The sequence below is a fragment of the Mesorhizobium sp. M6A.T.Cr.TU.014.01.1.1 genome (assembly GCF_004022765.1).
In the GTDB taxonomy this organism is placed as follows: domain Bacteria; phylum Pseudomonadota; class Alphaproteobacteria; order Rhizobiales; family Rhizobiaceae; genus Mesorhizobium; species Mesorhizobium mediterraneum.
The window spans coordinates 86,329-109,626 of sequence record NZ_RZPG01000007.1; the positions used below are offsets into that span (position 1 = coordinate 86,329).

Annotated in this window: 27 protein-coding genes, 1 tRNA gene and 1 pseudogene; 17 read left to right on the forward strand and 12 right to left on the reverse strand. The window is 60.7% G+C overall.

Features of this window, described 5'->3' with window-relative positions:
• Positions 1-142: 142 nt before the first annotated feature.
• Both EN885_RS10080 and EN885_RS10085 read left to right on the forward strand, forming a co-directional pair.
• Complete coding sequence (locus EN885_RS10080) at positions 143-772, forward strand: histidine phosphotransferase family protein (protein ID WP_095484160.1); 630 nt, start codon at positions 143-145, stop codon at positions 770-772.
• A gap of 246 nt (positions 773-1,018) precedes the next feature.
• Complete coding sequence (locus tag EN885_RS10085) at positions 1,019-1,387, forward strand: response regulator (protein ID WP_128241892.1); 369 nt, start codon at positions 1,019-1,021, stop codon at positions 1,385-1,387.
• Positions 1,388-1,507: 120 nt separating this feature from the next.
• On the opposite strand, the gene ctrA is transcribed toward EN885_RS10085, so the two are convergent.
• On the reverse strand, positions 1,508-2,203 hold the full coding sequence (gene ctrA, locus EN885_RS10090; RefSeq protein ID WP_006203583.1) for a cell cycle two-component system response regulator CtrA: 696 nt from the start codon (positions 2,201-2,203) through the stop codon (positions 1,508-1,510).
• A 451-nt stretch (positions 2,204-2,654) separates the two neighbouring features.
• Between ctrA and EN885_RS10095 the strand changes: the two genes are divergently transcribed.
• A complete protein-coding gene (locus EN885_RS10095; RefSeq protein WP_029349790.1) occupies positions 2,655-3,032 on the forward strand; it encodes a flagellar export protein FliJ in 378 nt (125 codons plus the stop codon).
• Between the two features lie 88 nt (positions 3,033-3,120).
• On the opposite strand, the gene EN885_RS10100 is transcribed toward EN885_RS10095, so the two are convergent.
• Positions 3,121-3,519, reverse strand: a complete 399-nt coding sequence (locus EN885_RS10100) for a helix-turn-helix domain-containing protein (protein ID WP_095484159.1) — start codon at positions 3,517-3,519, stop codon at positions 3,121-3,123.
• Positions 3,520-3,611: 92 nt separating this feature from the next.
• On the opposite strand from EN885_RS10100, the gene EN885_RS10105 reads away from it, so the two are divergent.
• A complete protein-coding gene (locus tag EN885_RS10105; RefSeq protein ID WP_127203789.1) occupies positions 3,612-4,538 on the forward strand; it encodes an NADP-dependent oxidoreductase in 927 nt (308 codons plus the stop codon).
• 71 nt (positions 4,539-4,609) lie between these two features.
• Here EN885_RS10105 and EN885_RS10110 read toward each other — a convergent pair whose 3' ends face one another.
• Positions 4,610-4,885: a DUF1153 domain-containing protein gene (locus EN885_RS10110; RefSeq protein WP_006203587.1), complete on the reverse strand. Its 276-nt coding sequence runs from the start codon at positions 4,883-4,885 to the stop codon at positions 4,610-4,612.
• 85 nt (positions 4,886-4,970) lie between these two features.
• A complete protein-coding gene (locus tag EN885_RS33850) occupies positions 4,971-5,120 on the reverse strand; it encodes a hypothetical protein (RefSeq protein WP_158302530.1) in 150 nt (49 codons plus the stop codon).
• A 36-nt stretch (positions 5,121-5,156) separates the two neighbouring features.
• On the opposite strand from EN885_RS33850, the gene mnmA reads away from it, so the two are divergent.
• On the forward strand, positions 5,157-6,347 hold the full coding sequence (mnmA, locus tag EN885_RS10115; protein ID WP_127203790.1) for a tRNA 2-thiouridine(34) synthase MnmA: 1,191 nt from the start codon (positions 5,157-5,159) through the stop codon (positions 6,345-6,347).
• Between the two features lie 15 nt (positions 6,348-6,362).
• Here the strand turns inward: mnmA and EN885_RS10120 are convergent, their stop codons facing one another.
• Complete coding sequence (locus EN885_RS10120; protein WP_128241891.1) at positions 6,363-7,370, reverse strand: Gfo/Idh/MocA family oxidoreductase; 1,008 nt, start codon at positions 7,368-7,370, stop codon at positions 6,363-6,365.
• Between the two features lie 342 nt (positions 7,371-7,712).
• On the opposite strand from EN885_RS10120, the gene EN885_RS10125 reads away from it, so the two are divergent.
• Positions 7,713-7,789: transfer RNA gene (locus EN885_RS10125), tRNA-Met, on the forward strand.
• A 330-nt stretch (positions 7,790-8,119) separates the two neighbouring features.
• Here EN885_RS10125 and EN885_RS10130 read toward each other — a convergent pair.
• The 4 genes from EN885_RS10130 to EN885_RS10145 form a co-directional block, all read right to left on the reverse strand.
• Positions 8,120-8,905 carry an SDR family oxidoreductase gene (locus EN885_RS10130; protein WP_128241890.1) on the reverse strand — a complete coding sequence of 262 codons (786 nt, stop codon included), beginning with the start codon at positions 8,903-8,905 and terminating at the stop codon, positions 8,120-8,122.
• Positions 8,906-8,968: 63 nt separating this feature from the next.
• Positions 8,969-9,304 (reverse strand): hypothetical protein, encoded by a 336-nt coding sequence (locus EN885_RS10135; RefSeq protein ID WP_095484154.1) that lies wholly within the window; start codon positions 9,302-9,304, stop codon positions 8,969-8,971.
• Positions 9,304-10,170 (reverse strand): DUF6772 family protein, encoded by an 867-nt coding sequence (locus EN885_RS10140; protein ID WP_095484252.1) that lies wholly within the window; start codon positions 10,168-10,170, stop codon positions 9,304-9,306. Before EN885_RS10140 ends, EN885_RS10135 begins: the two co-directional genes overlap by 1 nt.
• Positions 10,171-10,228: 58 nt before the next feature.
• Complete coding sequence (locus tag EN885_RS10145; RefSeq protein ID WP_095484251.1) at positions 10,229-11,383, reverse strand: mandelate racemase/muconate lactonizing enzyme family protein; 1,155 nt, start codon at positions 11,381-11,383, stop codon at positions 10,229-10,231.
• Positions 11,384-11,495: 112 nt separating this feature from the next.
• Here EN885_RS10145 and EN885_RS10150 point away from each other — a divergent pair, with 112 nt between their 5' ends.
• The 6 genes from EN885_RS10150 to EN885_RS10175 all read left to right on the forward strand — a co-directional run bounded on the left by EN885_RS10150 (position 11,496) and on the right by EN885_RS10175 (position 17,186).
• Positions 11,496-12,254, forward strand: coding sequence for an FCD domain-containing protein (locus EN885_RS10150; RefSeq protein WP_095484153.1), 759 nt, complete (start codon positions 11,496-11,498; stop codon positions 12,252-12,254).
• Positions 12,251-13,042 (forward strand): SDR family oxidoreductase, encoded by a 792-nt coding sequence (locus EN885_RS10155; protein WP_128241889.1) that lies wholly within the window; start codon positions 12,251-12,253, stop codon positions 13,040-13,042. Before EN885_RS10150 ends, EN885_RS10155 begins: the two co-directional genes overlap by 4 nt.
• A gap of 78 nt (positions 13,043-13,120) precedes the next feature.
• Positions 13,121-14,365, forward strand: coding sequence for a sugar ABC transporter substrate-binding protein (locus EN885_RS10160; RefSeq protein ID WP_095484250.1), 1,245 nt, complete (start codon positions 13,121-13,123; stop codon positions 14,363-14,365).
• Positions 14,366-14,406: 41 nt separating this feature from the next.
• Positions 14,407-15,309 carry a sugar ABC transporter permease gene (locus tag EN885_RS10165; RefSeq protein ID WP_095484249.1) on the forward strand — a complete coding sequence of 301 codons (903 nt, stop codon included), beginning with the start codon at positions 14,407-14,409 and terminating at the stop codon, positions 15,307-15,309.
• Entirely contained in the window at positions 15,306-16,148 is an 843-nt protein-coding gene (locus tag EN885_RS10170) for a carbohydrate ABC transporter permease (protein WP_095484151.1), read from the forward strand. The genes EN885_RS10165 and EN885_RS10170 overlap by 4 nt, the downstream gene beginning before the upstream one ends.
• Before the next feature lie 12 nt (positions 16,149-16,160).
• Positions 16,161-17,186, forward strand: a complete 1,026-nt coding sequence (locus EN885_RS10175) for an ABC transporter ATP-binding protein (RefSeq protein ID WP_128241888.1) — start codon at positions 16,161-16,163, stop codon at positions 17,184-17,186.
• Between the two features lie 205 nt (positions 17,187-17,391).
• Here the strand turns inward: EN885_RS10175 and EN885_RS10180 are convergent, their stop codons facing one another.
• Positions 17,392-17,622 carry a hypothetical protein gene (locus EN885_RS10180; protein ID WP_206072930.1) on the reverse strand — a complete coding sequence of 77 codons (231 nt, stop codon included), beginning with the start codon at positions 17,620-17,622 and terminating at the stop codon, positions 17,392-17,394.
• Positions 17,623-17,633: 11 nt separating this feature from the next.
• Positions 17,634-18,284, reverse strand: a complete 651-nt coding sequence (locus tag EN885_RS10185) for a hydrolase (RefSeq protein WP_128241887.1) — start codon at positions 18,282-18,284, stop codon at positions 17,634-17,636.
• A 154-nt stretch (positions 18,285-18,438) separates the two neighbouring features.
• Between EN885_RS10185 and EN885_RS10195 the strand changes: the two genes are divergently transcribed.
• From EN885_RS10195 to EN885_RS10210, 4 genes and pseudogenes are all read left to right on the forward strand, one after another.
• Positions 18,439-19,332, forward strand: coding sequence for a LysR family transcriptional regulator (locus tag EN885_RS10195; RefSeq protein WP_128241886.1), 894 nt, complete (start codon positions 18,439-18,441; stop codon positions 19,330-19,332).
• Between the two features lie 272 nt (positions 19,333-19,604).
• Complete coding sequence (locus EN885_RS10200) at positions 19,605-20,540, forward strand: pirin family protein (RefSeq protein WP_095484147.1); 936 nt, start codon at positions 19,605-19,607, stop codon at positions 20,538-20,540.
• A gap of 101 nt (positions 20,541-20,641) precedes the next feature.
• Positions 20,642-20,804: pseudogene (locus EN885_RS34155) on the forward strand (DUF5996 family protein); the annotation flags it as partial.
• 122 nt (positions 20,805-20,926) lie between these two features.
• Positions 20,927-21,277, forward strand: a complete 351-nt coding sequence (locus EN885_RS10210; protein WP_095484146.1) for an ethanolamine utilization protein — start codon at positions 20,927-20,929, stop codon at positions 21,275-21,277.
• 308 nt (positions 21,278-21,585) lie between these two features.
• Here the strand turns inward: EN885_RS10210 and EN885_RS34660 are convergent, their stop codons facing one another.
• On the reverse strand, positions 21,586-21,714 hold the full coding sequence (locus tag EN885_RS34660) for a hypothetical protein (protein WP_281035129.1): 129 nt from the start codon (positions 21,712-21,714) through the stop codon (positions 21,586-21,588).
• A 319-nt stretch (positions 21,715-22,033) separates the two neighbouring features.
• Between EN885_RS34660 and EN885_RS10220 the strand changes: the two genes are divergently transcribed.
• Positions 22,034-23,254 carry a sedoheptulose 7-phosphate cyclase gene (locus EN885_RS10220; protein WP_095484145.1) on the forward strand — a complete coding sequence of 407 codons (1,221 nt, stop codon included), beginning with the start codon at positions 22,034-22,036 and terminating at the stop codon, positions 23,252-23,254.
• Positions 23,255-23,298 lie beyond the last annotated feature (44 nt).

Consider the following 23,298-nt stretch of genomic DNA (forward strand, 5'->3'; position numbering starts at 1 on the left):
TAACGACAATTCCGGATTTGTTGCTGCACGCTCAGGCGCTGTGTATTCAGTAGGCCTTGGGAGAGAGCGTGATTCGTGTGGGCAGGCGTGATCATCGATCGCCCGGCCATTTTTTAGTGAAATTTTGCAGGGACTTTCGCCGATGGCCGAGCTTTTCACCCTTTCCGCACCCGATCTCGCAGCGCTTTTGTGCAGCCGGGTCTGCCACGACATCATTTCGCCAGTCGGCGCCATAAACAACGGGCTCGAACTGCTCGATGAAGGCGGCGCCGACGAAGACGCCATGAAGTTGATTCGCCAGAGCGCCAGAAACGCTTCGGCCCGCCTGCAATTCGCCCGTATCGCCTTCGGCGCGGCCGGCTCTGCCGGCATGATGATCGACACGGGAGACGCCGAGGCCGTTGCGATCGCCTTCCTGAAGAACGAGAAGCCGGAACTGGTCTGGAACGGAACCCGCGCACTGCTGCCCAAGAACAAGGTCAAGCTGCTGCTTAATCTCATTCTCGTCGCCAACGCAGCCATCCCGCGTGGTGGCAAGCTTACGGTCACGCTTGAAAACCTCGACACCGAACCACGCTTTGCGCTTGCCGCGAGCGGTCCGATGCTGCGCGTGCCGCCCAAATTCCTGGAACTTCATTCCGGCAACAAGCCTGAGGAGCCGATCGACGCGCATTCGGTGCAGCCCTATTACACACTGCTTCTGGCGCGCGAGGCCAATATGACGATATCGATCCACGCGACCGCGGAAGAAATCGTGCTTTCGGTTGCCTGAGGCAGCCAAGCTGGCCGAAAAGGACAGATAAGTATTTTTCTAGACAATATTTACTACTCCACCACAGTCGAACGAAATGAGTCTTCCCACCTAGATCGGATGAAGCATCGACCAAGTAGTTTCTGTATAAGCCGTTCTTGCAAAAATTTTACCTAATGGCTTTTCGGCTTCTTTACCGGATTGACCTACAGTGCCCTTCAGTACCGCGACGCTGCCGGATTGCCGCATGGCAAAGAGGGCCCTGAAATGAAACGCTGCATGTTCATCGACGATTCGAGCGTCATCAGGAAGGTTGCAAAGCGCATCCTGGGTGGGTCCGACATGCTGGTCATCGAAGCCGCCAGCGGATTTGATGCGGTCGAGATGTGCGTTGCCGACATGCCGGACATCATCGTCATCGACGGCGCCTTGCCGGACATGCAGGCGGTGGACGTCATCCGCCGCGTGCGCGCCATGGAAAGCCCGGTTCAGCCCCAGATCCTGATTTCGCTGGTTGAGGTCGATGTCGCTTCGATCATGCGGGCAAAGCGCGCCGGCGCTCAAGGCTATCTGCTGAAGCCGTTCAATCGGCCGCAACTTCTCGAGCGCTTCCGCACCTTGACCGTTGCAGCCTGATTCGCCGAACCCCTCGCGCATGATCCGGGAAATCGGCGCTCTAATATCTGCGACATGAACGCAAAATCCGGCCGAAGCCGGATTTTTGTCGGAAAAATCGATCGGATCGGCGTTGTCGGCTCAGGCGCTGACGCGGATATCTTCCGGCTCGCGCAGCACATAGCCGCGACCCCAAACCGTCTCGATGTAATTCTGGCCGCCGGAAGCAGCGTCGAGCTTCTTGCGCAGCTTGCAGATGAAGACGTCGATGATCTTCAGCTCCGGTTCGTCCATGCCGCCGTAAAGGTGGTTGAGGAACATTTCCTTGGTAAGCGTGGTGCCCTTGCGCAGCGAGAGCAGCTCCAGCATCTGATATTCCTTGCCGGTCAGATGCACGCGCTGGCCACCGACCTCAACGGTCTTGGCATCGAGATTGACCACCAGGTCGCCAGTGGTGATCACCGACTGGGCATGGCCCTTGGAGCGCCGCACGATAGCGTGGATGCGGGCGACCAGTTCGTCCTTGTGGAACGGCTTGGTCATGTAGTCGTCTGCGCCGAAGCCGAGGCCGCGTACCTTGTCCTCGATGCCGGCCATGCCGGAGAGGATAAGGATAGGCGTCTTCACTTTCGAAAGGCGAAGTGTTCTCAAGACCTCATATCCCGACATATCGGGGAGATTGAGGTCGAGAAGGATGATGTCGTAGTCGTAGAGCTTGCCTAGATCGACACCTTCTTCACCAAGATCGGTCGTATAGACATTGAAACTTTCCGATTTCAGCATCAGCTCGATGCTTTGTGCGGTCGCACTGTCATCTTCTATCAGCAGAACACGCATTTCATTCCCCTTTTCTGCTGCCGGACCATTTCACGACCCGTCCAGGACCGGAGCAGTGATTGCCTGAGCAGAGGCTGCCATCGAATGGTTAACAAAACCTAATTCCGTGCCGTTGACGGTACCAGATTTTTTAACCCCTTTCTACACCTTGTTGAATCTAATAATGAATCACAGAACCAAACCGCTAATGCAGAACATTAAAAAGCCAGACTAAGTGACTCCAGGGACTCGTCGGCCGCGTTTCCGTATCGAGAGCCGGAATTTTTACCCGGCCTTAAGTCCTGAGCCGTATGATTAACAATGCCCGTAAACGAATGGTTACCGCCGGCAAAAAACTTTAGGAATTTGTTTCCCATAGTTCCGGTAAAGTCGGTGGAAACGGGTGAAGCCTGAGGTTTGCCAGGTGGATTGGGCGATATGTGCAGGTGTGCGTTTCCAGGAGTACCGAATCATGAAGTCACGTGAAAACCTCGTTCGGCTGAAGCAGTTTCAGGTGAACGAGAAGAGGCGGCAATTGCTGCAACTCGACATGATGATCGCTGAATTCGAGCGCATGGCTGTCGAACTGGAACTTCAGATCACTGCCGAAGAAAAGAAAGCCGGCATCACCGACATCAACCATTTTGCCTATCCGACCTTCGCCAAGGCAGCGCGCCTGCGCCGCGACAACCTCAGAAATTCGCAAAGCGACCTCGCCCAGCAACGAAGCGTCGCCGAATCACTGCTCGGCGAAGCCGAAGCGGAGCTTTCCAAAGCGGAAATGCTCGAATCGCGCGACACCAAGATCCGCGACGCCGAGACCGGCGGCCGCAGCGCCATGATCGGCTGAAAACAAGGCTTTAAGGGCCAATCAAAGCCCAGCGATCCGGGCGTTGCTCATCTGGAACGTCGCCGCTCATACCGGGCCGTCAGCAGGCTTACGCCACCAAATCCCCTTCATGTTCCGCGACCGCCCGCGCCCGGGCATCCTTGATGTCGGGAGCATGCTGCTCTGACCAGGACCTGATCTGATTGAGCAGCCCCGCCAGGTTCTGGCCGAGCTCGGTCAATTCATATTCGACCCGCGGTGGGATAACCGGAAAGATCTCGCGCCGCACCAGGCCATCGCGCTCAAGCACGCGCAGCGTGTGCGTCAGCATTTTCGGAGAAATGCCTTCGAGCTTGCGCGCCAATTCGCCGTTGCGCAGCCGGCCCCGGCGCAACGCGCAGATCACCAGATAGACCCATTTGCTGGCGAGCATTTCAAGCACGGTGTGCGAGGGGCACGTCCGCCGGAATGCGTCGTAGCCAAATGGGGATTTATCTTCGCTATCCATAAGGTGCCTATATATCGAAAAGGTACATACTAGACAAGCGGATATTACTATCCAAATGATAGTGGCACACCAACAAGCAGGAGAGCCTCCCAATGCGTGCCGTTATCCAGAATTCCGTCGGCGGACCCGAAGTCCTCGTCATCGCCGACCGTCCGGCACCGTCGCCCAACGCCGGCGAGGTGCTTATCCGCGTCGGCGCCTCCGGCATCAATCCGGTCGATGGCGCGGTTCGCGCCGGCCGCTATCCGCTGCTCGGCGAGCCGCCCTTCATCCTCGGCTGGGATGTTTCGGGAACCGTTGAGGCGCTGGGGTCTGGCGTAATCGGCCTCAAGGTCGGCGACGCCGTATTCGGAATGCCGCGCTTTCCCAAGCAGGCGGCCGCCTATGCCGAATTGACCGCCGTCCCGGCGGACGAGATCGCGCCGAAGCCGAAAGGCATCGATCACCTCCATGCCGCGGCACTGCCGCTGGCCGGCCTGACGGCCTGGCAAGGTCTGGTTCGCCATGGCGGGCTCGAACAAGGCCAGCGCGTATTGATCCACGCGGCGGCCGGTGGCGTCGGGCATTTGGCGGTGCAGATCGCCAAGGCGCGCGGCGCTTATGTCGTCGCCACCGCGAGCCCTGAAAAGCTCGACTTCGCACGCTCGCTGGGAGCCGACGAAGTGATCGATTACACAAAGGATGATTTCGTCGACAAGGCCCATGACATCGACCTCGTCCTGGAGATGTTTGGCGGCGATCATGCGCAGCGCTCGCTGAAGGTTCTCAAGGCCGGCGGCGTGCTGGTGTCATTGCTCGATGTCAGCGACACCACAAAGGCAGAAGCCAAGGCGCAAGATATCCGCGTCGAGCGGATGTCCGTCGTGCCCGACCGCGCAGGCCTTGTAGAACTTGGCAAGCTTATCGAAGCGAAAAAGCTTGCCGCCCATGTGGCAAGGGCCTTTCCGCTCGAAGAAGCAGGCGCTGCCCATGCCTTTCTCGCCACCAGGCCGATCGGCAAGGTGGTGCTGACGGCCTGAAGCAGAGAAAACCGTTCCGGCAAAACAAAAGGGCGCGGATTATCGCGCCTTTTGACGTCCTCGAACCAGCCTTAATGCCGATATTGCTGGATGCGCGTCGTGCGCAGCCCGGCAAGGCCATATTCGTCGATCGACGCCTGCCAGGACAGGAATTCCTCGGTGGTCAGCTTGTAGCGCTGGCACGCCTCTTCGAGGCTCAAAAGCCCGCCGCGCACAGCCGCCACCACTTCCGCCTTGCGTCGGATAACCCAGCGGCGTGTGTTCGTCGGCGGCAGATCGGCAATCGTAAGAGGGCTGCCGTCAGGCCCGATAACATATTTGACTCGCGGTCTAACAAGATCGGTCATCGTACTCTCTACTAAAAACTCAAAGACCCAATCCCCCCCACATTACCGCCACAGCTTTAAAAATTGCCTAAGCAGACCCTAATAGCTAGGTAAGGATCATGAACGCCGCGTTAGTCTTTTCGTCGGCATTTGAGATATCTGCCGGCAAGCGCCGCATCCGTTCAAAAAAATCGGCCAGTTCGCGAAGCTGGCGTACCTGGAAAGCTTGACCTATATTCCGGCCATTGGCATTCAAGCGCCGTCGTCCAGGCGCATGCAGAACGAAAGAACCATGAACAGCCTCGACCTTCCCCGACGTCCCGAAGATACCCGCATCGTTGTCGCCATGTCGGGCGGAGTCGATTCGTCGGTCGTTGCCGGCCTTTTGAAGCGCGAAGGCTATGATGTCGTCGGCGTAACGCTACAGCTCTACGACCATGGCGCGGCAACGCACCGGGCCGGCTCGTGCTGCGCCGGCCAGGACATCGACGATGCCCGTCGCGTCTCCGAGACGCTCGGCATTCCGCATTATGTGCTCAATTACGAGGAGCGCTTCCGCAAGGCGGTGATCGACCCCTTCGCCGAGAGCTATGTGGCCGGCGAAACGCCGATCCCTTGCGTTTCCTGCAACCAGACGGTGAAGTTCGCCGACCTTCTGACGACCGCCAAGGAGCTTGGCGCCGACGCGCTGGCCACCGGCCATTACATTCGCTCCGGCGCCAATGGCGCCCATCGCGCACTGTACCGGCCGGTCGACGCGGACCGCGACCAGAGCTATTTCCTGTTCGCCACCACCCAGGCGCAGATCGATTATCTGCGCTTTCCGCTCGGCGGCCTGTCGAAGCCGCAGGTTCGTGCTATCGCCGAGGAAATGGGACTGACGGTCGCCGCCAAGCACGACAGCCAGGACATCTGCTTCGTGCCGCAGGGCAAATATTCAGACATCATCGCCAAGCTGAAGCCGACTGCTGCCAATCCGGGCGATATCGTCCATATCGACGGCCGCGTGCTCGGCCGCCATGAAGGCATTTTGCGCTACACGATCGGTCAGCGCCGCGGCATCGGCATCGCCTCGGGCGAGCCGCTCTACGTCGTCCATCTCGACGCCGACCGGGCCCGCGTCGTTGTTGGCCCGCGCGAGGCGCTGGAGACGCACAAGATCTATTTGCGCGACATGAACTGGCTGGGCGACGCTGCGCTGTCCGACATCCCGGCGGCCGGGCTGGAGCTTTTCGCCAAGGTCCGCTCGACACGCCCGCCGCGCCCGGCGGTGCTGCATCACAGCGCCGGCGTCACTACGGTGGAGCTGGTCGACGGTGAGTCCGGCATCGCGCCCGGCCAGGCCTGCGTGCTCTATTCCGACGACGGCAACGAGGCTCGCGTGTTCGGCGGCGGCTTCATCGAGCGTTCCGAGCGAGGCGCCGAGGCTGAGGCGATGCTGACGCGGCTGGCGGCCCGGCCGGCGCAGGTTCCCGCCGAATAGACGGTGATCCCGATTCTATCGGGATGGATCAGGCTCTAATACAGCGGCGCTTTTCTCTCGGGAAGACGATCCGGTGTGGGTAATCGTGCCAGCGGTCAGGATGCGCAGCACCCTGATGGCTTCCTCGCCGCCGGTGCGCGGTTCTGCCCGCGTCTCGATGCACTGGATGAAATGCTCGAGCTCTCGCGTCAGCGGCATGCCCTCGCCCACCGCCACGTAGGACGGCTCGTTGGTGGTGAAGGCCCATTGGCCGCTGTCTTGCCACACCGCGTGGCGGTAGACGGCGAGCTTGCGCTCCCACGGCTCGACATCGTCGAACACCGCCATCGCCTTGGTGCCGACCACGGTCAGCCGCCGTTCGCGGTAAGGATTGAGCCGCGACGCGAAGAGATGGCTGCGCAGGCCGTTGGGAAAGCGCATATGCAGATGCGCGAAATCACTGAGATTGTCGAGGAGCGCTGCCCCTTCGCCGCGCACCTCGATCGGCTCCGTGCCCGTGATGGCCAGGATCATCGACAGATCGTGCGGCGCCAGATCCCACAGCGCGTCGTTCTCGGTGTGGAACTTGCCGAGCCCGAGCCGGTGCGAATGTATATAGCGGACCTCGCCGAGCTCGCCATTGTCGATCAGCGCCTTCAACGTCTCGAAGGCTGGATGAAAGCGCAGCACATGGCCGACCATGAAGACGCGGCCATTGTCGGCCGCCGCCTTTACCGAACGCTCGGCATCCGTCACCGTCAGCGCGATTGGCTTTTCCACCAGCACGTCCTTGCCGCCCTGGACGGTGCGCACCGCCATATCGGCGTGGAACTGCGGCGGCAGCGCCATGACGATGGCGTCGATGTCTTTTCGAGCAAACAGCGCCTCCGGCTCGATCGCCAGGCAATCCTGTTCACTGGCGAAGCCTTCAGCGCGGGCTGGGTTGACGTCCGAGACCGCGTGAAGCGCGCCGAGCGCCTTGAGGGTGCGGATGTGGTTGCTGCCCCAGTATCCGCAACCGAGGACTGCAATGCGCGGTTTCATCAATTCCAACTCTAGAATTTCGTGGCCGAGACATAGCGGCGCACTCCGCCGAACTCAACCCCGGCATTTCAGCTCAAATTCCTGCCCGGTAGAGCTTTTCGCCCATTGGAGCGACGCACGTCCGCTTGGACGCACAAAGTTCTCACCTCATGACTTTGACCCTTCGCACCGTGCTTTCCGAAATCGATTCCGATATCCGGCCCGAAGCGATAGAATATGCCAATATGCCGGCTGCATCGATGCTTGACAGGCTTGGCCTCCCAACCTTATATCCGCCCGACCTTGGCGAACGCTTCGACATGCCTTCTGATTTAAGGCGGATTTCGGGCCTTTCGCCGCCCTGGCGGGGTAGCTCAGTTGGTTAGAGCACGGGAATCATAATCCTGGGGTCGGGGGTTCAAGTCCCTCTCCCGCTACCAAAATCTGGTTAACTCACTGAAATCTATAATAAATCTCCCCCTCGATGGTAGCGCCATCGGACGGAATTTCATAATGAGATCAAAGGAGCACTCGACTCGGAAGTAGCCTTAAGGGCAGCCGTCGCAACACGCATCGAGTGGCGGAGCCGGAGAACTGCTCCTGCCGCGTGAACACGCCCAACTTAAGCGACCGGCCGGAACGCTCCGGGATGCCTGACCTCAAGGTCCGTATCGATCTTGGCGGCAGCTTGCGTCTCGTTGGGCGGACTTCTGGCCAAAGCGACTGAGAGCCGCGTAGGGCGTCTGAAGGCCTTGGCCGTTGCACGCTGCTCAGCGGAACATCGAGCCACCATCCACGTCGAGCGCCGCGCCGTAGATAAAACTTGCGGCATCGGAACAGAGGAACAGGATCGCGGCAGCCATGTCATCGGGCTGGCCCATGCGGCGAATCGGCAGGTTGGCTGCGATGCGATCCTTGAGGGCCTGATCGACATGCGAGTGCATCGGCGAATCGGTCGGCCCTGGATTGAGGGCGTTGATGCGCACTTTCTTTCCCGCCAGCTCGCGCGCAACGGACTTCACCAGCGACAGCGTGCCGGCCTTGGAAGCTGCATAGGCCGTGTCGGCGATGAGGCCACCGCCACCGTGCACGCCAGCGTCAGAAGCCACGCAGACAATGTTTCCACCGTTGGGACTGCCTTGCATGCGCTGCACGGCCCCCTGAACGGTGAAGAAGGTGCCCAGCAGATTGACGCCGAGCACACGCTGCCAGTGCGCCCAATCCTGTTCCGGGATTCTCTTGGCGGTAATGATCGCGGCGCAGGTGACGACATTGTCGAGCCGCGCCAGATTGGCGTCGCAATAGTCGAACATACGCCTAATGCTGTTGGGATCGCCCATGTCGGCCACCACCTCATGCGACGTTGCGCCTATTCCTTTCAGTTCGTCGTGACGCTTGCTGAGGCCCTCCGCATCGCGGTCGCAGAGCACGACCTCGGCCCCCTTGGAAAGGAATGCACGGGCGGTCTCGAAACCCATGCCGCTCGCGGCGCCGGTCACCAGCACGGTTCTGCCGGCAAAGCTGTCTTGGGCGAATGTGGCGTATGCGTCAGTCATGGTTTCTCCGAGAACAAGCGGGATTAGCCGGCCACAGGCAGAGCCTCTGGCGAGGCGCTGGATTCAGGCCTTCAGATGCAGCGTCACCAGCACTGTACATTCCGCACCATCATCGAAATGCGCCGCGACACGCAGCCAGTTGCCGAAATGGGCGAGCCGCGCCATTGCCACGCCGTCGCGTTTGTCCGGCATTGGAAATTCGGTGCCTTCGCGCAGCCAACGCATTCCGTCCGGCGAAACCTCAATCCACGCCGTCGTAGTGGGTCCGACAGGTTCTTTAAGCGCGCGCACGAAGAAAATCGCCTCGCGCGCCCACCCTGCCTCATAGGGCTCGCTGGCGGCTTCACCACGCCAGCATTCATTGCGCGAGACGACCGCGGTGAAGTTCTCGGGCAGCATCAGAAGTCTCCTGAAATGCAAATGGAGTCGACGTAGAGGAAGGCGCGTTTGGCAACGTCGGTTTCCGCGAACAGGGCGAAGTTGAGCATGCACCAAAGGTTCTTCATCGCCGGAATGCGGATCGAATCGAACCCCGAGAGATCGAAGCTGCGATCGTTGCAGCGCAGCCCGAGCGCCGTCATCGATTCCAGGTCGAAGTCGAAGCACAGATAGGTCCAGTTCACCTTGGTGGGGACCTCGTTGTAGCAGAGGCGCTGCGATCCACCGGGAAGATCGAGCCAGTTCTCCGACGCCAGATGGTAGTGGCTGATCGTCTTGTTGTCGGTGCCGATCGGGATGATTCTCTCGGTCTCACGCTTGTATTGCCATTTTTGCAGATGTTGGCCGTCGAGCGCATTCAGGAAGCGCAGATGCGGCATGACGCGGTCGTCATGGCTGTCTTTGTCTCCACCCTGCAGGTCGAACAGGAAGCCGACGGAGCGCACATCGGTCTCGGACAGTTTCAGCTCGCTGGCCTCAGGCTTGAAGGTAAAATACATTTCGAAACGGATCGGCCCGCGTTTCCTGAACGTGTGGCGTTTGATGGCGACGTTGCGTGCGCCAGGCACCGGACGTGTTGCGACCTTCAAGGCGTAGGAAGAGCCCATTCCCCCGTGCGAGCCGGCATCCCAGTGTCCGAGCGTCGATAGCATTGCGCTTGTATGCTGCGCGTAACCGGGCAGCATGGTGTCAAGATCGTCCTCGTAGTTGCCGACAAGCTGCGACCAACCGCAGTGGCCACGCGAGAAATCGTCGAACGACAGAATCCGCGGCAGCGGGTCGAAGCGGCTGAGCGCCGGATCGGCGCGCAGCAGCGCCAGCCGCATCGCCTCTGTCAAGGTATCGGGTGGGTTCGGAGCCTGGATTTTCATCTGGTCGTCGGCCTCATTCGGCTTTTAGTTTCTTGACGGCATCCCAGTCGATTTCGATGCCGAGTCCCGGCCGATCCGGGACGTCGAGCGTTCCGCTCTTCTGCCGGCGGCACCCGGGAGCGAGATCGGCCAAACTCGTCTTGAACGGACTGGCGTCACATTCGCATTCCATGACGGCGAAGTTCGGCATCGCTGCAGCCAGATGGACGCTCGCGGTCTCGCAGACGATGCCCGACATGCCGATGTGCGGCGCATAGCGGATGTCATGGGCGGCGGCGTAATCCGCCATGCGACGTGTCTCCGTGATGCCGCCCGCGCGCGCTACGTCTGGTTGCAGCACGGACAGCGTCCGATTGGCGATCAGGCGTTGCGCCTGGTCGAGGGTGAAATTGCTTTCGCCTGCAGCCAGCGGCACGTCACAGCGCCGGCGCAGTTCTTCGTAACCCTGCTCGTTCTCCGGCTGCAGCGGCTCCTCGAACCAGAAATAGCCGTATGCCGAAAGCGCACTGCCGACCTCGACAGCCTCATCCAGATTGTAGGCCCAGTTTGCGTCGACACAGAGCCCGATCACGTCGCCGGCCCGCTTGCGGATGCGCTCGATACGTTTGCAGGCGTCACGCACAGGCCGCGCTATCTTCACCTTGATGCGCGTAAAGCCCTCGTCAACATAGCGATCGAGTTCAGCGTCGGCGGCCTTGTCGTCGACCCAATTGACAGCGGCGGCGTAAACGTCAATGCGATCGCGTCCAACGCCCCCAAGAAGCTTCGCGACCGGCTGCCCGGCCGCCTTGCCAAGGATATCCCAAAGCGCAATGTCCACGCCGGCGATGGCCTCAATCAGCATGCCCCCCGCCCTGCCCGACAGCGCGCGGCGCATGGACTGCCACAGAGCGCCGATGTTGCGCGCGTCCTGGCCGAGAAGGCGCGGCGTCAGCGAGCCTTCGATCAATTCGACATAGGCCTTGGGTGAGAACCGCGCCAGGGTTTCGCCGACGCCGACGATACCCTCGGTCGTACGCACCTCAACAAGAACCAGCGAAACCTTTTCATAAACGCCCCAGGACGTGACCGTAGGCTTGGGCAGCGTCTGGCTGAGGGGATGAGCAATCACCTCGGCAATCTTCAACGACTCCGCCACGATTGGATCGCTCCCGCGCATCGACTCCAGACTTCCTCCTTCGGACGATTTCTCATAGCGCCAACGTCGCAACATAGCAACTGGCAAACTTAGTTGCTATGTTGGCTGCAATTGTGCTAGGCAGCCGTTGAGAGGATGCCGAATGCCCGCAGACGCCGAACGCAAGTCGATTTTCGCCGCAAAACTCGCGAGCCCTTCCCGCCTGGCGGACGGCGTCTCGGATGCCATCGCCGCGGCCCTGTTCGACGGACGCATTGCCCCGGGCGAGGCGCTGCCGCCGGAGGGCGAGATCGCCAGGGAATTCGGCGTCTCCAAGCCGATCGCGCGTGAGGCGCTGCGCCAGTTAACCAGCGCAGGTCTGGTATCGACGCAGCAGGGGAAGGTCGCCCGCGCCAAGGCGCTCAGCGGCGAACCGATGGACCGTATCTACGCCTATGCGGTCCGCTCCAGCCTGACGCGGCTTCAGGAAGCCAACGAAATGCGCCGCGTCATCGAGGTGGGCATCGCCCGGCTCGCCGCCGAGCGCCGCGATCCGAGAGGATTGGAAGTAATGCGCCAGGCCGTGCTCGACATGCACGCCGGCATTGGTAAGCCCGGCGATTTCACCGAAGCCGACATACAGTTCCACCTCGGCCTTGCCATGGCCACGGGCAACGCCATGATCCGCATCCAGATGGAAGGTATGCGGTCGGTCCAGCGGGAGGTTTCGGAGCTGTTCTCGCGGCGCTCCAATCGCACAAACGCGGATTGGCTGGCCACCGTCGAACGGCACCAGGCAATCTACGATGCGATCGCAGCGGGCGACACCAACCTCGCCGACCGGCGCATTCACGAGCACTTTGACGCTGCCGACATTGCCTCGCTCGAGGTGGCCGGCAAACTCGGGGGGCAGTCGGCTTGAGTCACGACCGTTTCTCCCTCGCTGGCCGGCGGGCGCTGGTGACCGGCGCCAGTTCCGGTATCGGTCGGGCGGTTGCGATTGCCCTCGCCCAGCATGGAGCGTCAGTCGCGCTGCATCATTTCGGCGACGCCGCTGGCGCGCGCGACACGGCGGCCGCCATCGGCGATGGCACCGCCATCTTTGAGGTCGATTTTACAGACGGCAAAGCGATGTCGGCTTTTGCGGACGAAGTCGCCTCCAGTGCCGACCCCATCAACATCTTGATCTCGAATGGTGCTATCGAACGACGCCGTGCATGGGGCGAGGTCGACGAGGCACATATACAGGCGCATGTCGCGGCAAACTTCACAGCGCTGCTCACCTTGGCTGCGCGGCTTGTTCCAGCCATGGCGAAGCGCGGATGGGGACGCGTGGTTGCTACCGGCAGCGTCATGGCCACGCGCCCACGCGCCGAAACAGTCGTCTACGCGTCACTGAAGGCGGCGCAACTGACGGCAGTGCGCGCCATCGCACGGGATGTCGCGCAGCATGGCGTCACAATGAATGTGGTATCGCCTGGCGCCATCGAGACCGAGGCTATGGCCGAGCGCTACCGGGACGCCGCTTTCCGCAAGGCGGTTGCGGCAAAAATTCCCGCCGGCCGCCACGGCCAGGCCGACGACCTCGTCGGAGCTTTCGTTTTCTTGTGCAGCGATGCTGCCCGCTACATCACTGGAGCCGACATCCCCGTCGATGGCGGCTGGACGATTGGCGACGCACCCGGCGTCTCGCCCGGAGTGACGGCATGACAAGACGCCGCTGCTTGCCAGGCCACTCAGATCGCATTCGCAGTTGTTGATTGGACCATCAGCGTTTTGGAGGAGACCATGAAGACCGCAATGAAGCTCGCAGTTTCGACCCTGGCCCTGTGCGCCATGTCGACCCTGGCGCTGGCTCAGGAACTCCGGGTAACCGTATGGACCGGCAGCGAGGCCCATCTCAAGATGTTAAACGGCATCGCCGCGGGCTTCATCGCCAAGCATCCGGGCGTCACGGTGAAGTTCGAGACGGTTCCGGTCGCGGACTATACCCAGAAGCTTACCTTCCAGGTCGCCGGCGGCAACGCCCCGGACGTCGCCTGGATGATGGAAGATGCGGCACCGGCATTCGAGAACGCTGGGCTGCTGATGGACATCGGCCCGACGCTCAAGGCGACCGAGGGATACAATTTCGACGATTTCTCCCAGCCGGCGATGGCGCTTTGGCAGAAGGACGGCACGGTCTACGGCGTGCCGTTCTCGACCTCGCCGTTCCTGATCTACTACAACAAGGACATGTTCGACAAAGCGGGTCTCGAAGATCCCAATCAGCTCGCTGCAAAGGGCGAGTGGAACATGCAGAAATTTCAGGAGGTCGCCAAGAAGATCACCGAGGCCAATCCCGGAAAATGGGGCTTTGAGTTCAAGGACGGCGAAGGCTACGCATCGCGGATGACGCACGCCCTGCTGCCGCCCGTGCGCGCCTATGGCGGAGAGCTGTGGGCGAACGGCCAGTGCGGCCTGGACAAACCGGAAGCGGTGGCTGCGGTCAAGCAACTTCATGACATGGTGTTCAAGGACAAGTCGATTGTGCCGCCTGGAGAACAGGGCGATTACTTCTCAGGCAATTCCGCGATGACCATAAACCAGATCTCGCGAGCGTCGAAGATGCCGGAGGCGGGCTTCAAATGGGGCATCGCGCCCCTGCCCTCGGGACCGGCCGGTGAGGCTCCGGTCATCGGCCAGGCCGCCCTAACGGTCTTTGAATCGGGCAAGAACAAGGACCTCGCCGCTCAACTGGTTGCCGAAATGACCAGCAAGGACAACGTGGCGATCATGGCCCAGTTCTTCCCGCCGGCCCGCAAAAGCGTTCTGGAGAGCGACGCCTTCGTCAATTCCAACAAACTGATCCCGCCCGAGCAGATGAAAAGTGTCGCCGCCGCAATCGTTAACGGCCGCGTTCATCCGTCGCATGAGCGGGTGCCGCAAATATTCGCTGCTATGTCGCCGCGGGTCGACGCGCTGTGGCGGGCCGACGCCAATGTCGAAGAAGCCGTGAAAGGCGTCTGCGCCGCCATTCAGCCTTTGCTCTGACCGGGCTCTGTTCGGTGGCCGACTCGGCATCGCGGGACAATATGGCGCGCTCGGTAAGCGCGCCGCGGTTGACCTTGAAAACCAGGGAAATGCTGGAAGCGTGGCTGTTCGTCAGCCCCACTTTCATCGGGTTCCTGATTTTCTTCCTTGGGCCGCTGGTCGCCATCTTCTACTATTCGACGACCGAGTGGAACCTGCTCAGCCAGCAGGCGACATTCGTTGGGCTTCACAATTTCCAGAATGCCCTGCTGGAGAACCCCGACTTCTGGCATGTCGTCCGAAATTCCGTGATCTTTGCGCTGGGGCTTGTTCCCCTGAACATGGCGCTGGCCCTATCGCTTGCACTGGCGCTTTCGCGGCCGTTCTTCGGCGTCGTGTTCTTTCGGACGATTTTCTTCGCACCTGTGATCACTTCCGCGATTGCCTGGGCGATCGTCTGGAAATTCATGCTGCAGGGTGAAGGTGGCGCAGTGAACCAGATGCTCGCCTGGGTCGGCATCGATGGTCCGAATTGGCTGCGCGAGCCCAACTGGGCGATGGCGGCAGTCATCGTCACCCGCGTCATCAAGATGGTCGGGCTCAACATGATCCTCTACATCGCCGCGCTTCAGTCGATACCGCGCGACTACGAGGAAGCGGCGAAATTGGAGGGCGCTTCGCGCCTGCAGATCTTCCGCATGATCACCTGGCCGCTGCTTGCGCCAACGACGCTCGTCATCATGGTTCTGACGACGATCGGTTCGTTCAAGGTGTTCGACCATATTTACCAGATGACTGGCGGCGGCCCTGAAAACGGGACCCTGGTGCTGGCGTTCTACATCTACCAACAGGGCTTCAAGTTCTTCAACGTCGGCTATGCAGCGGCGCTGGCTCTGATCATGTTCGCCATCGTAATGGCGCTCACCCTTGTGCAGGTGATGTTGCGGCGGAGGGAGATGGAGTGACCCCACGTCAGACCGAGATCCTCTATCGCATCTGCTGGACCATAGCCCTGCTGCTGCTGGCGGTGCCTTTCGTGTTTCCCTTCCTGTGGATGATCTCCGGCGGCTTCAAGAGCACCACCGAAATCTTCGGCGCGCCGACCTTGATCCCCCGAGTCTGGCGTATCGAGAACTTCGCCGAAGTGTTCACCTACCAGCCCTTCGCGCGGCAGTATTTCAATTCGCTTTACATCGCCGTGACGGTAACGGTACTGACCTTGTTCATTGCATCGCTCACCGGGTATGCGCTGGCGCGCATCCGCTTTGCCGGCGCTGGCCTTTTGATGCTGTTTCTGGTGATAGCACTGATGGTGCCTGAAGAGGTCACCATCATCCCGAACTTCTTCCTGATCCGAGCGATGGGACTGATCGACACACATTGGCCGCTCATCCTTCTGCCTGTCTTCGGCCCGCAGGGCGTGATGGCGACGTTCTTGATGCGCCAGTTCTTCCTGGCGTTGCCCCGAGAACTCGAAGAGGCCGGCAAGATGGATGGGTTGTCGAGGTTCGGCATCTGGTGGGCAATCGCCCTACCCATGTCGCGGCCGGCACTTGCCGCGGTTGCGGTGATCACGTTTCTGCATTCGTGGAACCTGTTCCTCGAGCCATTGATCTTCCTCAGCTCGATTGAGAAATTCACGCTGCCGCTGGCGCTGTCCAACTTCAACGACAGCTACGGCCTGCCTTTGTGGAACCTGCAATTGGCGGCGACAAGCCTGGCCGTGGTTCCCATCCTCATCATCTATCTGATCGCCCAGCGCCAGATCGTCGAGAGCTTCGCCCTCTCCGGCGTCAAGGGATAAGGGAAGCCCGCCATGACAAAAGTTCTTCTCAAGGACATCCGCAAGCGGTTCGGGACGGTCGAAGTCATCCGTGGTGTCGATCTTCAGATCGAGGATGGCGAGTTCGTGGTCTTCGTCGGTCCGTCGGGATGCGGGAAGTCCACGCTGCTGCGGCTGATTTCCGGCTTGGAGCACATCAGCGACGGCGAACTCCACATCGGCGACCGCCTGGTCAACGAGGTTCCGGCGGCCAAGCGCGGCGTGGCAATGGTGTTCCAGTCCTACGCGCTCTATCCCCACCTCACGGTACGCGACAACATGGGCTTTGGCCTCAAGGTTCGCAAAGTGCCGGCCAAGGAGCGCGCCCGACGCGTCTCGGAAGCCGCCGCAACGCTGAAGCTCAAGCCATTGCTTGACCGCTTCCCGCGTCAGTTGTCGGGCGGACAGCGCCAGCGCGTGGCCATCGGCCGCGCCATCGTCGGCAATCCCGAAGTTTTTCTCTTCGACGAGCCGCTTTCGAACCTCGATGCCGAACTGCGTGTCCACATGCGCTCGGAGATCGCGGCGCTGCACCAGCGCCTGTCAACAACGATGATTTATGTGACGCACGACCAGATCGAGGCCATGACCCTCGCCGACAAGATCGTCGTATTGCGCGAAGGGAAGATTGAGCAGGTCGGTTCGCCCCACGAACTCTACAACGAGCCCGGAACCATCTTCGTCGCCCAGTTCATCGGCAGTCCGAAAATGAACATCTTGCCGTTATTCGGCGGCCAGCCAATCACCCACAACTCATCCGTGCCTGCCACGGCTGCATCGGTCGGCGTTCGACCTGAGCACCTGTCGCTTGTCGCGCCCTCAAACACCGCGCTACGTGGTAAGGTAAGGCTGGCTGAATACACTGGCGCTGTCACGCTCATTCACGTCGAACTGGACGGAGGCCAGACTTGCCTCGCCATCCATAACCAAGGGATAGCGCCCGAAATTGGCGCCGAGGTCGGACTGAAGACTGCACCCGAGCACCTGCATTTCTTCGACAACGAAGGACGCACAGTCTGACACGTCATGCTGGCCACTGTGTCGGGTAAACGCATACGTCAGCCAGTCGCAAACCGTCGCAAATTGAGGCTGTTCCAATGCTCTAATCTCTGTCACCAAAATTGAAAATTTCGACTAAGCTGCGTGCCGCCGATAGTAGAAGAACGCCTCTTCGACAGTGGGTCTCGCGATGTAGCGGTCTCCCGCTACCACTTGATCAATAAGATCAATCGGTTATGCAGACAGCCGCTACCATCGACCACTTGCCGGCCGTCAGTATCCGTCCGCGCCTCGCAAGCTCTGGTGGCTTGCGGAGCAGTCGGACGACGTGCCAGGCTCCGAGCGCATAGCCGCCGAGAACCACGAGCTTCACGACCACGAAGGGTGAAGCCAGAAGGGCGAGGATGGCGAGGCCGGCAAACGGATCGATTCCGACCCTCGCCGAAATGCTCGCCATCCCGGCCCGGATCAGCCTTTGCTCGGCACCGGCGTGTTGAGAAGCTGCTGCTCCCAAAGATACGCGATGCCGCTGCCGCCGAAGTGCTGGATGAGAATCTCGGTCAGCTCCTCGACATGCTCGGTGCGCGCCCAATCGCGTTGCCATTCGCCAGCGAGCGCCATCACGGTCATCACGTTCGCGCCGGCCGCGATCATTCGCTGGATGGCAACTTCGTGAGACTCCTTCGAAATCCCGCCCGACGCGTCGGTGATCACGGTCACGTCCCAGCCTTCGCCGGCGGCCTGGATCACAGGCATTGCGACGCAGACCTCGGTCCACAGGCCGGCGATGATCAGCTGCTTGCGGCCGGTCGCCTTGACGACGTTCACCACATTCTCGTCCTGCCAGGTGTTCACCCAGGTGCGATCGATGACTTCCTGGTCCGGAAATACGTCGGTGATCTGCTTAAAGAGAAGTCCACCGCGCGCCGCGATCACGCTGGTGAGAATGGTCGGAACATTGAAGGCTTTTGCTAGCTTCGCCAGCGCGCTCGTGTTGTTGACCACCATGTGCGGATCGTGGCTGTTTAGGTTTGCGAGCTGATAAGGTTGGTGATCGATCAGAACGAGCACCGAATCTTCAGGACGAAGAAGCGAATCAAGGCCGTTACGAGGGGTCATCAAGACTTCCTTTCTCTGCCGCTATGGACGGCGATGGGTTTACGGGAGACATGCGCCAGCGGGCGACGTTGCCTGGACGCAATTTGCTGTTCCTTTTGGTGATGCGGTAGTGCCATAGTCAGGCAAGCTGTGTCGCGAAACGAGGAACGCCGAATTGGACATCGAAGATCTACAGACGTTCGTCGCAGTGGCCGATGCAGGGGGCGTATCGGCCGCCGCGCGCCGGCTCGGCGTCTCCAAGTCAATCGTCAGTCGGCGGCTCTTTCGGGTTGAAGCGGAGCTTGGCGTCCAGCTTCTTGCACGAACGACCCGCGGCGCCGCGCTCACGGAAGCGGGAATCACGTTCAGAGACCATGCGGCCCGAGCCAGCGCCGAGATCGATACGGCCAGGGAAACGATCCTCCCCAGCGGTGAGCTGCGCGGCCGCCTGAGGGTTGCCATGCCGCTTTCTTTTGGACCGACCCACTTCGCCCCCGTGCTTGCGGAAATGGCGCAATACCACCCGCAGCTCCACATCCATACCTCCTACAGCGATCGCTTCGTCGATCTGATCGCCGAAGGTTTCGATTGCGCGATCCGGGTTGGTTACCTTCAGGACTCCAACCTGATCGCCAGACGTGTCGGGCCGATCTATGGAAAGCTTGTCGCAAGCCCGGATTACATCAAAGCGCACGGTTCACCTGAGACGGTAGAGCAGCTCGTCAACCACCAGGCCCTCATGCAAGGAACGGAAGCCTGGCAGTTCATGGACAGCGACAAGATCGTCACGGTTCAGCCGCAGGGCAGGTTCAAAGCCGACAACGCCACGGCGCTCGCCGCCGCCGCGGCGGCAGGGCTCGGCATCGCTTGGCTCCCTGATTGCATCACGTATGACCATGTGACCTCCGGAGCGCTCGTTCCGATTATGACACGCTATCCCCCACCTTCGGCAGGCGCGTATGTCGTCCGACCGCCGGGTAAGCACCCCACACGGAAAGTCCGGGTCCTCACCGAGATGCTGATCGAGTACTTCGCACGAAATTCGGACGTTTGGGGTCTCGACCGTTAAAACACGAACGGGGCGAAGCCTTATTAAAGAATCGCGTTCGACGGTCGCTCTACTGCGAGCCGCTGAGCTCGACGACATTGCCCGCACGTTCCACTTACTGCGACACAGCTTGACGTATCACAGGACTAGTTGGGCAGACGATCGCTCGCCAGTTTAGGCATTCGTCGGGCCGAAAGCGCTGTTCCCGCTCGCGCGGTCCGGATTAATCGAAATCGGGCATTCGCATCGGCAAGGGCGAGGCCCCCCGGAAACCCCAAGAGAGGATGAGGCGCATGAGTTGGAACCCGGCAATCGAACCGGGCTGTCCCGATGAGGTTGGCCTCGACGCGATCGAAACGCTCATCGTCCCGCGCGCTCGAGACCTGGGCGGCTTCGAGGTTCGGCGCGCCCTGCCCGCACCCAAGCGGCAGATGGTCGGACCGTTCATCTTCTTCGATCAGGCCGGCCCGGCCGAGCTGCTGACCGGGCAAGGCGTAGATGTCCGACCGCACCCGCATACCGGTCTCGGCACCGTTACGTACCTCTTTCGCGGCGACTTCCATCACCGGGACAGCACCGGGGCAGACCAGATCATCCGTCCCGGCGAATTGAACTGGATGGTCGCCGGGCGCGGCGTGACCCATTCGGAGCGCACTTCCTCGGCCGCCCGGAGCGGTCCGAACAGCCTGTTCGGAATACAGACCTGGGTTGCGCTGCCCGACCGCCACGAGGACATGGCGCCCATGTTCGAGCATTATGGCCAGGAGGCGCTCCCGGTGATCGAGGATCGCGGCGTCTCGGTCCGGCTGATCCTCGGGGAGGCCTATGGTGAGAAGGCCCCCGCGACAATGTACTCGGAGACGTTCTATGCCGACGTGGCGCTCGAAGCAGGAAGCCGATTGCCGATGCCGCACGATCACGAGGACCGGGGCATCTATATCGTCGAAGGCTCGATCTCCATCGCCGGGCAGGAATACGAGGCATCTCAGATGATGGTCTTCCGCCCCGGCGACAGGATCACGGTCGCGGCCGGCGACAGAGGCGCGCGGCTGATGATCCTCGGCGGCTCGACCCTTTCGGGTCCCCGCTACATCTGGTGGAATTTCGTCGCCTCATCCAGGGAGCGCATCGAAGAGGCCAAGGCCGAATGGCGCGCTGAGGACTGGGGCAAGGGACGTTTCGATCTTCCCGCCAATGACCGGGATGAGCACACTCCACTTCCGGACTGACCGGTGTGCGGACAAGTCGATCGCCCATATGCGACCGGGGCGATCGCAGAAGACACGAACGACGTCGCGTGCCGGCTGAATGCTGGATGGAGACAGGGAAAATGAGCAACAAGTGGCCCCTCCTCGACTGCCTCAGTTGGCGCGAGACGTGTTCTGCCTGCATCTATACTTGCAGATCGCCGGCAAGTATCGGCTGACTCATACCCGTGGCTCAACTATTCCTGGAATGCGACCTTCTATGTCACGCCTAGTGGCCTGACATCACGGGTCACAGTCGATCCTGGTGGATGGCGGCGTGACAATCCCAAGGCCGCGCTGAGGACGTCGCGTTGACACGCAGGAGTTCAAGTTAGCCACTCAACCACACCGCTAGAGGAGCAATTCCCATGAAGGTTCGCAAGTTCACCATCACCGACGCAGTGCTGGAGCGTTCCCCGGGACAGGACGGAGACGTGTTTGTGGGCAATCTGGTCGACCAGCGCCATGCCTCCCCGATCACCATCGGGTACGGGCGCTATGGACCGGACCAGACACTTGAGGAGACAATGGCCGTCGATGATGTGATGGTCGTCCTCGAGGGGCGGCTTTCGGTGTCCGGAAAGTCAGGCAGCGTCACCGCAGGGCCGGGCGAGATCGTCCATATGCCCAAAGGGCAGAAGGTGACGATCCGCTCGCACGAGCAAGGCGCGCTCACCGCCTATGTCACCTATCCCCACTGGCGGGAGGCACGCCAGTAAGTCCTCCCCGCAACGCCGCAGGCTCGACGTCCACGCGGATCATGCTCAACCGAGTAGGCGTTGAGGTCTTGCCTGTGCAGATCTGGCGCGTGGCCTCTCCACTTTGTCCCAGCGACGCCTCGCGCCCGCAGGCTCAAAGCTGTGCAAATCCGCCGTTCACGAACACCTCGCGCCCGTCTGGAAGCTGCTGTCGTTGCTCGCGATTTGCAGCCCACATGCCATGCCGACACAGCCGGCAGCCCAGTCCCAAGCATCCCGATAGCGCCCGATCGTTTGCAAGCCTTGAAGAACTTCTATCGCGGCGGCGGTCAGATGAGGAGCACGGTCAGTTTTGCCCGGTGATTCGGCCAAGCAAAATATCCGATGCTCGCCAGCACGGCAAACGCAGCGGCGTGATTGAGTTTGTCATGACCAAGGGTGATGGCGATGCCAAACATCTGCAAAAACCACCCAGGCGAAAGGGTGAGCAGGAGAATGCCAGCCAGCGTGACCAGAAAAGCAGTCCTTCCTGGGACGATATGTAGTCTTACACGCGACAAAGGTTTTATCAGTCTTTCATTAAAAAGCGCAGGCTCTCAGGCTCACGGCTGTGCTTGCTAGTTGTAAGTTCACTTCCCAACGACCTGACGCATCAGTCGAACGGATGAAGCCTAATAAATTCTTACACAGTATACGGGTGGAGGATGCGGAACGACTTTTGCTGGATTGCTCTTAAGCATGCCGGTGAGCTGTTCTGCCCGAACATCGGGCTCGATCATGTGGACACCCAGCCAAGAGCAGCTTTCCCTCCGGTCTTCCAGTGACCACACCTTCAATGTCACTCTGTTTGAGGGTCTGCACTCGTCGGATTTCTGCGGGTGGATCGAGGCCCATGCTCGTAATCGGACTGTGCTGGCGGTCACCACTCCTACTGTCGAGAGGCTCTATGGAAACGCAATCCGTGCAGCCTTCGCAAGCGTCGGTTTGAAGCCGTCCTGGCTCGTGTTGAACTGCACCGAGCGGACGAAGACCATGAAATCCGTGTTGACCGTTTGTCGCGCAGCCTCAGACGCCGAGATCGATCGCCGGGGTGCGTTGGTGGCGATCGGGGGTGGCGTCTGCTCAGATATCGTTACGCTGGCGGCTTCGATGCTACGCCGGAGTTTGTCTCACCTTCGCATCCCCACCACCTTGATTGGGCAGGTGGATGCCGGAATCGGACTGAAGGGTGGCGTCAATTTCGGAGAAGGCAAGAACTACCTTGGTTGTTTCCACCCACCGGAAGCTGTCGCGGTGATCCCGTCATTGCTCAAGACCCTGGGCGTCGATACGGTCAGGCAGGGGGTGGCCGAGATGATCAAGGTCGCCTGCACCTCCGACACAGATCTCTTCCGGATGATCGAAGAGATTCGCGGAGGTGGGCTGCAGTCCTGGGTCCGCAACGGCGACTCGTTGGCTCACGAGCCCATCCAGCGCGCCATCGCCGCCATGCTGGGAGAGCTTTCGAAGAACCCCTTCGAGATTACATCCTACGAGAGGGCGGTAGATCTCGGTCACACGATCGCCCATCCGCTTGAAGCTTCGACTCATTACGAGCTCCACCACGGCTTTGCCGTCGCGATCGACCTCGCTTTTTCCAGTGTTCTCGGTTGGCACCTCGGTTGGCTCAGGGAGCAAACGGCCCTGCGCATAGTGGATCTGCTGGTGGCGGTTGGCTTGCCGATCTGGCACGAGCATCTGAACGAAGACTTGGTCTCGAGGTCGTTCCGGGCCGCCGCCAAGCATCGAGGCGGCAATATAAATATGGTGGTGCCGACCGACCTTGGCCGCTATCGCTTCCTCAAGCGGGAAGACCAGTGTCCGCCGGGATTGATACCCGAGGTTCTCAGCTATTTGCGCGCTCGGAGCTGGCAGGAAGCTGTTTCCAATAGCGGTTCGGCTCAATATGGGGTGGAACTTCCTGTTGGGGGAAATCCTGCCAGGATTGGCCTGCAATGAGCGTAGGGCCTTTCCTTTCAAGGCCAAGTCCGGACCGAATTTCA

What these genes read in the sequence shown, in the direction of transcription:
- EN885_RS10080 (WP_095484160.1), top strand. Translation starts at nt 143, where the DNA reads ATGGCCGAGCTTTTCACCCTTTCCGCACCCGATCTCGCAGCGCTTTTG.
- EN885_RS10085 (WP_128241892.1), top strand. Translation starts at nt 1,019, where the DNA reads ATGAAACGCTGCATGTTCATCGACGATTCGAGCGTCATCAGGAAGGTT.
- ctrA (WP_006203583.1), bottom strand. Translation starts at nt 2,203, where the DNA reads ATGCGTGTTCTGCTGATAGAAGATGACAGTGCGACCGCACAAAGCATC.
- EN885_RS10095 (WP_029349790.1), top strand. Translation starts at nt 2,655, where the DNA reads ATGAAGTCACGTGAAAACCTCGTTCGGCTGAAGCAGTTTCAGGTGAAC.
- EN885_RS10100 (WP_095484159.1), bottom strand. Translation starts at nt 3,519, where the DNA reads ATGGATAGCGAAGATAAATCCCCATTTGGCTACGACGCATTCCGGCGG.
- EN885_RS10105 (WP_127203789.1), top strand. Translation starts at nt 3,612, where the DNA reads ATGCGTGCCGTTATCCAGAATTCCGTCGGCGGACCCGAAGTCCTCGTC.
- EN885_RS10110 (WP_006203587.1), bottom strand. Translation starts at nt 4,885, where the DNA reads ATGACCGATCTTGTTAGACCGCGAGTCAAATATGTTATCGGGCCTGAC.
- mnmA (WP_127203790.1), top strand. Translation starts at nt 5,157, where the DNA reads ATGAACAGCCTCGACCTTCCCCGACGTCCCGAAGATACCCGCATCGTT.
- EN885_RS10120 (WP_128241891.1), bottom strand. Translation starts at nt 7,370, where the DNA reads ATGAAACCGCGCATTGCAGTCCTCGGTTGCGGATACTGGGGCAGCAAC.
- EN885_RS10130 (WP_128241890.1), bottom strand. Translation starts at nt 8,905, where the DNA reads ATGACTGACGCATACGCCACATTCGCCCAAGACAGCTTTGCCGGCAGA.
- EN885_RS10135 (WP_095484154.1), bottom strand. Translation starts at nt 9,304, where the DNA reads ATGCTGCCCGAGAACTTCACCGCGGTCGTCTCGCGCAATGAATGCTGG.
- EN885_RS10140 (WP_095484252.1), bottom strand. Translation starts at nt 10,170, where the DNA reads ATGCGGCTGGCGCTGCTGCGCGCCGATCCGGCGCTCAGCCGCTTCGAC.
- EN885_RS10150 (WP_095484153.1), top strand. Translation starts at nt 11,496, where the DNA reads ATGCCCGCAGACGCCGAACGCAAGTCGATTTTCGCCGCAAAACTCGCG.
- EN885_RS10160 (WP_095484250.1), top strand. Translation starts at nt 13,121, where the DNA reads ATGAAGACCGCAATGAAGCTCGCAGTTTCGACCCTGGCCCTGTGCGCC.
- EN885_RS10165 (WP_095484249.1), top strand. Translation starts at nt 14,407, where the DNA reads ATGGCGCGCTCGGTAAGCGCGCCGCGGTTGACCTTGAAAACCAGGGAA.
- EN885_RS10175 (WP_128241888.1), top strand. Translation starts at nt 16,161, where the DNA reads ATGACAAAAGTTCTTCTCAAGGACATCCGCAAGCGGTTCGGGACGGTC.
- EN885_RS10180 (WP_206072930.1), bottom strand. Translation starts at nt 17,622, where the DNA reads ATGGCGAGCATTTCGGCGAGGGTCGGAATCGATCCGTTTGCCGGCCTC.
- EN885_RS10185 (WP_128241887.1), bottom strand. Translation starts at nt 18,284, where the DNA reads ATGACCCCTCGTAACGGCCTTGATTCGCTTCTTCGTCCTGAAGATTCG.
- EN885_RS10200 (WP_095484147.1), top strand. Translation starts at nt 19,605, where the DNA reads ATGAGTTGGAACCCGGCAATCGAACCGGGCTGTCCCGATGAGGTTGGC.
- EN885_RS10210 (WP_095484146.1), top strand. Translation starts at nt 20,927, where the DNA reads ATGAAGGTTCGCAAGTTCACCATCACCGACGCAGTGCTGGAGCGTTCC.
- EN885_RS34660 (WP_281035129.1), bottom strand. Translation starts at nt 21,714, where the DNA reads ATGTTTGGCATCGCCATCACCCTTGGTCATGACAAACTCAATCACGCC.
- EN885_RS10220 (WP_095484145.1), top strand. Translation starts at nt 22,034, where the DNA reads ATGTGGACACCCAGCCAAGAGCAGCTTTCCCTCCGGTCTTCCAGTGAC.